The sequence below is a fragment of the Pseudomonas rubra genome, assembly GCF_028656935.1.
In the GTDB taxonomy this organism is placed as follows: Bacteria; Pseudomonadota; Gammaproteobacteria; order Pseudomonadales; family Pseudomonadaceae; genus Aquipseudomonas; species Aquipseudomonas rubra.
Window position 1 is genome coordinate 19,015 of sequence record NZ_JAMDGZ010000079.1, and the last position, 8,444, is coordinate 27,458.

9 protein-coding genes and 1 riboswitch are annotated in these 8,444 nt (G+C 63.8%); of the genes, 3 read left to right on the forward strand and 6 right to left on the reverse strand.

Going from position 1 to position 8,444, the window contains the following annotated elements:
- The first annotated feature begins 1 nt into the window (after window position 1).
- Window positions 2-709: a DUF3313 domain-containing protein gene (locus M5G17_RS26380; protein ID WP_273895800.1), complete on the forward strand. Its 708-nt coding sequence runs from the start codon at window positions 2-4 to the stop codon at window positions 707-709.
- Here the strand turns inward: M5G17_RS26380 and M5G17_RS26385 are convergent.
- A complete protein-coding gene (locus tag M5G17_RS26385) occupies window positions 681-2,510 on the reverse strand; it encodes an SLC13 family permease (RefSeq protein ID WP_273895801.1) in 1,830 nt (609 codons plus the stop codon). The two genes, M5G17_RS26380 and M5G17_RS26385, sit on opposite strands and share 29 nt — an antisense overlap.
- 138 nt (window positions 2,511-2,648) lie before the next feature.
- Here M5G17_RS26385 and M5G17_RS26390 point away from each other — a divergent pair, with 138 nt between their 5' ends.
- Window positions 2,649-3,044 carry a hypothetical protein gene (locus M5G17_RS26390; RefSeq protein WP_273895802.1) on the forward strand — a complete coding sequence of 132 codons (396 nt, stop codon included), beginning with the start codon at window positions 2,649-2,651 and terminating at the stop codon, window positions 3,042-3,044.
- Between the two features lies 1 nt (window position 3,045).
- On the opposite strand, the gene M5G17_RS26395 is transcribed toward M5G17_RS26390, so the two are convergent.
- Entirely contained in the window at window positions 3,046-3,465 is a 420-nt protein-coding gene (locus M5G17_RS26395; RefSeq protein WP_273895803.1) for an RDD family protein, read from the reverse strand.
- 115 nt (window positions 3,466-3,580) lie between these two features.
- Here M5G17_RS26395 and M5G17_RS26400 point away from each other — a divergent pair, with 115 nt between their 5' ends.
- A complete protein-coding gene (locus M5G17_RS26400; protein WP_273895804.1) occupies window positions 3,581-3,931 on the forward strand; it encodes a hypothetical protein in 351 nt (116 codons plus the stop codon).
- 6 nt (window positions 3,932-3,937) lie between these two features.
- On the opposite strand, the gene M5G17_RS26405 is transcribed toward M5G17_RS26400, so the two are convergent.
- The 4 genes from M5G17_RS26405 to M5G17_RS26420 all read right to left on the reverse strand — a co-directional run bounded on the left by M5G17_RS26405 (window position 3,938) and on the right by M5G17_RS26420 (window position 8,353).
- A complete protein-coding gene (locus M5G17_RS26405; RefSeq protein ID WP_273895805.1) occupies window positions 3,938-4,627 on the reverse strand; it encodes a YoaK family protein in 690 nt (229 codons plus the stop codon).
- A 191-nt stretch (window positions 4,628-4,818) separates the two neighbouring features.
- Complete coding sequence (locus M5G17_RS26410) at window positions 4,819-6,960, reverse strand: TonB-dependent receptor (RefSeq protein WP_273895806.1); 2,142 nt, start codon at window positions 6,958-6,960, stop codon at window positions 4,819-4,821.
- 107 nt (window positions 6,961-7,067) lie between these two features.
- Window positions 7,068-7,273, reverse strand: a riboswitch (cobalamin riboswitch).
- An 84-nt stretch (window positions 7,274-7,357) separates the two neighbouring features.
- A complete protein-coding gene (locus M5G17_RS26415; RefSeq protein ID WP_273895807.1) occupies window positions 7,358-7,915 on the reverse strand; it encodes a GNAT family N-acetyltransferase in 558 nt (185 codons plus the stop codon).
- 93 nt (window positions 7,916-8,008) lie between these two features.
- Window positions 8,009-8,353 (reverse strand): carboxymuconolactone decarboxylase family protein, encoded by a 345-nt coding sequence (locus tag M5G17_RS26420; protein WP_273895808.1) that lies wholly within the window; start codon window positions 8,351-8,353, stop codon window positions 8,009-8,011.
- Between the last annotated feature and the right edge of the window lie 91 nt (window positions 8,354-8,444).

Sequence of the window (8,444 nt, forward strand, 5' to 3'; positions counted from 1 at the left end):
CATGCGCAAGCAATTGATCGTACCGCTGTTGAGTGTCTCGCTGTTGCTGGCAGGTTGCAGCCAGAACAAGGTCAGCCCCAAGGAGTACTCGGGCTTTCTGCGCAACTATGACCAGTTGAGTGAACACAAGACTGCCTCTGGGGATTCGGTGTTGCGCTGGGTCAGCCCGAGCTTGCGCATGGAGCGCTATAGCCAGGTGTACATCGCCCCCAGCCAGTTCTACCCAAAACCTGAAGCCAGCAAGCGGATCCCGGCGAGCACCCTGACAGCGGTCACCGGCTACTACGACGCGGCGCTCAAGCGCGAGCTGGGCAAAGTGTTGAATCTGGTCGAGGAGCCCGGCCCGCACACGTTGATCATCCGCCCGGCGATCACCTCGGTGGGCGCCCATACCCAGGCATTGCACTTCTATGAGTACCTGCCGGTGACGTTGGTGGCGGCCGGGGTCAGCAGCGCCGTGGGCATCCGCGACCTGGACAGCGTGATCGCCACCGAGGCGGCCTTTCTCGATGGCGGCAGCCGTACGGTGCTCGCCGAGGTGGTGCGCAAGGGCACCGGCCTGCCGCTGGAGAACGACGATCAGGTGATGACCGCCGATAACCTCAAGGTGGTGCTCGACGGTTGGGCGCGGGACTGGCGTCAGGCGGCCGAAACCCTCAAGCAACAAAAGCAAGCCGCCGTCACAGGGCAAAAATCCACGGCACCATGATCACGCTGACCACCATCACCAGCACCGTGAAGGGCACGCCGATCTTGACGAAATCGGCGAAGCGGTACTGGCCGGGGCCGAGCACCAGGGTGTTGACCGGCGATGACACCGGGGTCATGAACGCCGCGGATGCCGCCAGGGCAACGATCATCGCGAAGGGGTAGGGCGAGGCTCCCAGTTGCTCGGCGGTGCTGATCGCCACGGGCGCCATCAGCACCGCAGTGGCTGTGTTGGAGATGAACAGGCCGATGATCGCGGTAATGGTGAACAGGCTGGCGAGAATCACATAGGGCCCGGCGCTACCGAGCATCTGCACCAGGCCGTGCACGGCCAGGGCGATGCCGCCGGTTTTCTGCAGGGCCAGGGCAAAGGGCAGCATGCCGACGATCAGCACCAGGCTCTGCCAGTGGATGGCGCGGTAGGCGCTGTTCATGTCGATGCAGCGCCCGGCGCCCATCAGCAGGCAGCCGATCAAGGCGGCAATCACGTTGGGCACCACGCCGCTGACCATCAGCGCGACCATCACCGCCAGGCTGATCAGCGCGTAGGGTGCGCGGTTGCCAGCGGGCGCGACATTGTCGATTTCTGCCGGCAGGCTCAGCACCAGAAAGTCCCGAGGCTGGGTCTGCAACTGGCGAATGGCTTTCCAGGTGCCGATCACCAGCAGGGTATCGCCCAGCTTGAGCTTTTCCTCCACCAACTGCTCGTCGATGGCGTTCTGGTCGCGGCGCAGGCCGACCACGTTGAGCCCCCAGCGGCTGCGGAAGGTCAGCTCCAGCAGGCTCTTGCCGATCAGTAATGAGCCGGGTGGCACCGCCACTTCGGCCATGCCTACCTCCTGGGACTGGTCGATGAAATAGGCGGCCTTGAAGTGCAGGGGTTCCAGTTGCATGTTCTGGCACAGGCTGCGCAGGTCGTCCTTGGGCGCGAACAGGTCCAGTAGCAGCACGTCGCCTTCGTGCACCGTGGTGCTCGAATCGGGGCTGAGCACGCGGGTGGTGAACTTGTGCTGGCGCTCGATGCCGACCACGCTGGCGCCGTGTTCGGTGCGCAGTTTCAATTCGCTGAGGCTGTGGCCGATCAGCGGTGAACCAGGGCGCACGCGCAGGCGTCGTTCGCGGCCGGCGAGCTTGTAGTCGATGATCAGGTCGAGCAGGGTGCGGCGGGTTTGTGCGCTGCCGTCCTTGCGCACTTCGCCGCCCAGCCAGTGGCGGGTCAGCAGCATGTAGCCCACACCGAGCAGCAGCACCACCAGGCCGAACGGGGTAAAGCTGAAAAAACTGAAGCCGCTTTCGCCGTGGCGCACCAGCTCACTGTGCACCACCACGTTAGGCGGTGTTGCTACCAGGCTGAGCATGCCGCTGATCAGCCCGGCGAAGGCCAGCGGCATCATCAGGCGGCTGGGCGAGATGCGCATGCGCGCGGCAATGCTCAACACCACCGGGATGAAGATCGCCACCACCCCGGTGGAGCTCATCACTGAGCCCAGCCCGGCCACGCAGACCATCAGCAACACGATCAGCCGTGCTTCGCTGTTGCCGGCGCGCTCAGCCATCCACTCGCCAATGCGGTAGGCAATACCGGTGCGCACCAGGCCTTCGCCGATCACGAACAGGGCGGCAATCAGCACCACGTTGGGGTCGCTGAAACCGGCCAGGGCTTCCTGCACGCTGATGATGCCCAGCAGCGGCAAAGCGACAATCACCAACAGGGCGACCACGTCCATGCGTGGCCGGTTGGCGATGAACAGGGCCACGGCGCTGAACAGCAAGCCGAGCACCCAGAGCAGATCGTGATTCATGCAGTCATCCTGATACCTGAAGGCTGCAAGTCTGGCAGAAATTCAGCGCGCGATTGTTGATGTGCTGCAGCGCGCGGGGCATTGCGGCGGATTGGTGGTAGAGTTGCCGCCGTTTTTTATCATTCAAGGAAGAAAGGTTTGGACCAGAACACCAACAACTGGAAGGGCACCGCCTTGGCGTTTGGTTTGATTGGCTGCATCACACTGATCGGCTACATCATCGACTACACCTCCAAGATCAATGTGTTCCTGATCTGGGATAACAAGGCCTTCTCCTATATCGCCATTTGCCTGAGCCTGGTGGCCCTGTCTGTGCTGGGTACCTTCCTGCTCAATCACAAGAACGCCGATACCAATGTATTTGGCAGCCTGCTGGTGTTGGTGATGGCGGGTATTTCGCAAGCGATTTTCGGATTGGAACTGTCGGTGTTTCTGTGCCTGGCCGGGCTGTATGTGGCCGGTTTGATCGGCTTTTCCATCGGTTTTTCCAACAAGCGCGCAATCGAAGCGGCAGAGGCCGACGAGCCGCTGTAGCTCACCCCTGGCTCAATTGCTGGCGCAGTGCCTTGAGGTCGCGGGTGTCAATGACCCAGGTGCGCGCCAGCTTGTCGCCGGGCCGTTGGCAATAGCGCGACTCGGCGCACAGCCAGACCACGATCAGGCCAAAGGCCGCCTCGATCGGCCGGGTGATGCCGCGCAGCAATGCCTGCAACAAACTCGGCGGCTGGCCGGCGCGGTTGATCACCGTCAGCCCCAACAGCAGCTTGCCTGGGGTTTGCCCGCGCATCAGGTATTCAAAGACCGGGAAGTACAGCAGTTGCATCAGCAGCATGCCGTCTTCGCCGCGGCCAAGGCCCAGCAAGGCCAGGGCGAACCAGGCGCCGAGGGCGAGCAGGGTATCGAGCAGCCAGGCGCCGATGCGGCGAATGATCAAGGTGGTGCGGGAGACGTGCATGGTGACGGTGCTGATCCTGGCGGGGTGGGGCGATGGTCGCATGCCTGGCGCGGCAAAGCACGACGCGGATGGCGGCTGGGTGATACAGTCGCGTTTTTTTTGACGAGGGTGTGTCATGCGCGCAGTTTTGCTGGTAGTGGCGGCAACAGTATTGGCCGGTTGTGCGTCTTCGGCCATGGAGGCGGCACGCAGCCAGGCGCCGACCAAGGCGTTCAACTCGAGCAAGGCGGCGGATGTGGTTGCCCAGTGCATCCAGTTCGGTTGGCAGGACGAGGACGTGTTCGGGGTCGATGCCAGCGGTTACCTGGAGCCTGGCAAGCAAGGCGGTTTCACCGTGTACACCCGCGAAGCCGAGTCCTTCGCCGATATCCGCGCCCAGGGTGGCAGCACTGCCGTCAGCTACTACGCCAAGCACAACGACAACGTCGCACTGCGCCGCATGGCCGCGTTGGCGACCTGCCTGTAGCTCGTTCTAGCGAGGCATGTACCTGAGCTGCCAGCGCCGTGGGATCTTCAGCGAGATCAAGCCCAGCGTGGCCGCCAGCAGGGCGCTGAACAGCAGGGCGGCAAGCTCGAAAGCCTGCTCCAGCAGCACCCCGAGTACGGCGCCGACAAACATCCCGGTCCAGGGAATCAACTGCACCCGCCAGCCCTGACGGCGCTCACCCAGCAGCGCCCGGCCCAGGCCGCGGCCAAAGCGCGAGAGGGCGCCGGTGACGTAGGTCAGGCCGATCGGCAGGCCGTTCACTTCTTCGACCACGGCGTTGATCATGCCCATGGCGGTCACTGCCGCCACCAGGGCCGGCAGTTGCGCGGCGCCGGGCAGCAATGCCGCCAGCGCCAGCAGCGCAGCGATGATCAGCAGCAACGGGCACGGCCGGCGGCCGCTGAGGCGGGCGATCACCACCCCCAGGGCATTGCCGACGACAAAGGCCAGCAGCACGGCGGCAATGCGCAGGATCGGCGTGAGTTCGCCTGCACCCAGCGATACCGCCAGGCGTGTGGTGTTGCCGCTCATGAACGAGACGAAATCGCCGGTGGCCATGAAGCCGATGGCGTCGGTCATGCCGGCCAGCACCGACAGGGCGGCGACAAAGTACAGACCGACCTTGCCGCGCAGGCGGGCGAGTGGGGTGGCAGGGGAATTGGAACCTGGCAGCATCCTTGGCGCTCCCGACAGCAGGTAAGCAAGCGTCCCAGTATACATAAGCTGTCAGCTTCAGGTTTACGCTGAGGTTATCGCGAACCCCTGTGGGAGCTGGCTTGCCAGCGATCGAGTGCGAAGCGCTCGCAACCCGCAAATCTCACTGGTCTCATCGCTGGCAAGCCAGCTCCCACAGGTACGATGGTGCTTTAGAAGCTGTAATCCACTGTCGCAAAATACGACCGCGGCTCACCCATCAGCCACTGCTCGCCACTGTGCGCGGTGGCCGCATAACGGCGGTCCAGCAGGTTGTTCAACTGCAAGCCCAAGCGCACATCCGGCAGTACCTGCCAGCCCAGGTTGGCGTCGACCACGGTAAAGCCCGGCACGCTCTGGGAGTTGGCGGTGTTGGCATAGCGCTCATCGACATAGCGCAGGCCCATGCCGGCGTCGACGTTGTGGCTAAAACCTTTGCTGACCCACAGGTTGGCGGTACGTCGCGGCACGTTGCTCGGGCGATTGCCGGCACGGGAAACGGTCTGCCCGCCCACGGTCTGGTCGAAGTCGTCGTACTTGGCGCGGACCACCGAGGCGTTGGCCGAGACCTGCCACTGGTTGGCCAGGGCCAGTTCCAGGGTCGCCTCCAGGCCATCGGAGGTCTGCTGACCGGCCTGTTCTTTCTGGTGAGTGGTCGGGTTGTCGACCAGCAGCTTCTTCTTGACGATGTGATAGGCCGCCAGGGTCCACTCGCCACGGCCATCCCAGAACAGCTGCTTGAGGCCGAATTCGGTCTGTTTGGCTTCGGTCAGGTCGAATTTCTGCTGGCTCGGGCTCAGGGTGGCCAGGTCGCTGACGCCATCCTCACTGGTGGAGTACTGGCCGTACAGGCTCAGCGCGTCGTTGACCGCAAACACCAGCCCGGCGCGCCAGTTGCCGCCGCTCAGGCTACGGTCGCTACGGCTGTCGTTGACCAGGTTGGTGCGGTCGATATGGTTCTGGTCGCGGCGAATACCGGTCACCAGCGACCAGCGCTCTGACAGCTGGGTGCGGTTCTCGGCGAACAGGGCGAAGGTGCGGGTGGTACTGTCGGATTGCGGACGGGTCACGCTTGCGCTGTGGAAGTAGCCGGGCGCCGGGTTCCACGGGTCGATGAAGTCGCCGCCGATGTCGTTGTACGGCGAGTTGCTGTCGATGCCGAAACGGATGCGGTTGTACTCGGCGCCGACCACGGTCTTGCTGGCCAGGCCGAACAGTGAATGGTCGAAGGTAAAGCTCTGGCGGTCGCCGACCTGTTCCTGGTCGTGCTTGATCTCCAGGTAGCTGCCACGCTCCAGCTGGCCGACGCCGCTGTTCCAGGTGTAGTCCTCGGCGTTGCGCCAATGGCGGCGGCTCTTGAGGTAGTACAGCTGGTTGTTGGCGCTGATCGAGTCGCTGATGACCCAGTCGGTGTTAAAGCGGGTCCACTCATCGTGGTAGTGCTGGGCCGAGTCCTTGAGGTTGTAGTTCTTCTTGCGCAGGCTGTCGCGGTAATGGCCGTCGATCAGCGGCGTGCCGAAGTAGTTCATCGGGTCGGCGTCGCCGCGCTCGTGGGCGAGGGTGAAGCTCAGGTCGTCGCTGGCGTCAAAGCGCAGGGCCGCGCTCATGGCCAGATTTTTCGAATCACCGCGATCAATCCAGCCATTGCCTTCCTGGCGGTTGAGGGTCACCCGGTAGCTCAGTCGCTCGCTCAGCGAGCCGCCGCTGTCCAGGCCCAGTTGCTGACGATCGTAGGAATCGTAGCCCAGGCGCAGGTGGTTGCGGATCTCGCCGGCAAACGGTTTTTTCGGGATCACGTTGATCACCGCACCGGTGGCGCCTTCGCCATACAGCACCGAGGCCGGGCCACGGATCACGTCGATGCGCTCGACCATCCACGGGTCGACCGGGAAGCTCTGGGTGCCGGCGCCGGTGTACATCCGCGAGCCGTCGAACAGGGTCATCACCGAACCGTGGCCGCTGAAGCCGCGGGCCGACAGGGCGGTGTTGCCGTTGCCCGGGGTGGCCACCGAGGTGATACCCGGCGAGCGGGTCACGGCGTCCTGTACGGTGAGGTTGTTGCGCCCTTCGATGGCCTCGCGGGTGAGGCTGCTGGTGCTGGCCGGGGTGTCCATGGCGCTGAGGTTCAGGCGCGAGCCGGCGGGTAGCGGGGTGGCCAAGGTGACGGTTTCGTTGTCGCTGCTGCTGGTGATGGCCGTGGAGGGCAGGGCCAGGGCAGAGGGGCTGGGGTCTTCGGCGAAAGCCGGCAAGGCGAAGGCCAGGCAGGGGGCCAGAGCATTGGCCGCCAGGGTGTGAAGCTTGGAGTTACGGGACATGTCGTTCCACAATCAACAGGAAGAATGAATCCCGGAGGGAACAACGCATGGAGGAATGGCGCGCGCAGGCGAACGCCAACCGGCCTGCGCCCGCCCGCCGCGGGGTTGCCAAACAGAGGCTTCAGGCCGGTCTCCGGGCTTGCGAGGGTCATGAAGGCCTTCACCTTCCCATGCCAAGGCACAGTGGTGTTTCGAAGGCTTCGCTCGCTTACCGTTGCGGGGGCAGCGCCGGACTAGTCATGGACATGATGCACCGGCTTCCCGTTTCACCCTGCGCACGGCGGCGCAGGACACCTGAAACTGGCGCGCATCTGAACACCGAAAACCTTTGCAGTCAACGGCTTGCGCATTTGCCCAGATCAGTTTGTTGCTTACAGGTCTTTGAACATCGCCATGCTCAACGCCCGCGTTTGCGCGACACCACTGCCTCGATATTCTTGCGCCCGATCAACATCGGCTGTTTGGGTTCTTCCAGCCACTTGTACATCACCAGGCTGTCCACCAGCCCCAGGCGTGCGTGGCGATAGGCGTTGGGCAAGCGCCCGACAATGGCGAAACCTAGCTTCTGCCACAAGGCCACCGCGACCTCGTTGCTCGATACCACCGAGTTGAACTGCATGGCACTGAACCCCAGCTCGCGCGCCAGGCCTTGGGAGTGTTCGCACATCAACCGCGCCACACCACGGCCACGGGCAGCATCGCAGACCATGTAGCCGCAATTGCTCACATGGCTGCCGGGGCCGGCGGCATTGGCCTTGAGAAAGTAGGAGCCCAGCAGCACACCCTCCTCTTCAGCCACCAGGGTTCGCAGTGGCGTTTCCAGCCACAACTGGCGGGCCTGTTCCTGGCTCATGGCCGGGTCGAAGGCATAGGTTTCACGGGCACTGACAATGGCCTGGAAGGTTGGCCAGAAAAGCGCGAAGTCAGCGGCGGTCATGGGGCGGATGTGGATCATGGGGGCTCCTGCAAAGGGTTCGCCCGCAAGCTTATGCGAAAACGCCAGGCAGTGGGTGAGGCGCGGCGCGGCCGCGCACTCACTTGACGAGAATTACTGCCCGGCCTTGCCCACCGCGTCCATGGCTCGCGCCGAGTACACCAGCGCTGCCCCGGCGTTCATCGCCACCGCCACGCCGAGGGCTTCGGCGATTTCCTCGCGGCTGGCGCCGTGCTTGACCGCCTGGGCCGAGTGCACGGCGATGCAGCCGTCGCAGCGAGTGGTGACAGCCACGGCCAGGGAAATCAGCTCGCGGGTCTTGGCGTCCAGGTGGTTGGTCTTGGTTCCGGCGCCGCTGGCGGTCATGTAGCCGTTTACGGTATCGGGAGAGAGTTGCTTGAGATCGCCGATGCCGGCCATCAACTGCTTACGGTAGGCTTCCCAGTCCATCATGCTCATTGTCTTCACCTTGGTGTGGTTGGCAACTAAGACAGTGAAGCCAGTTTTTCCGAAGCTGTGGCGCCGTTGGTCATATCGCGGGGCAAGCCCG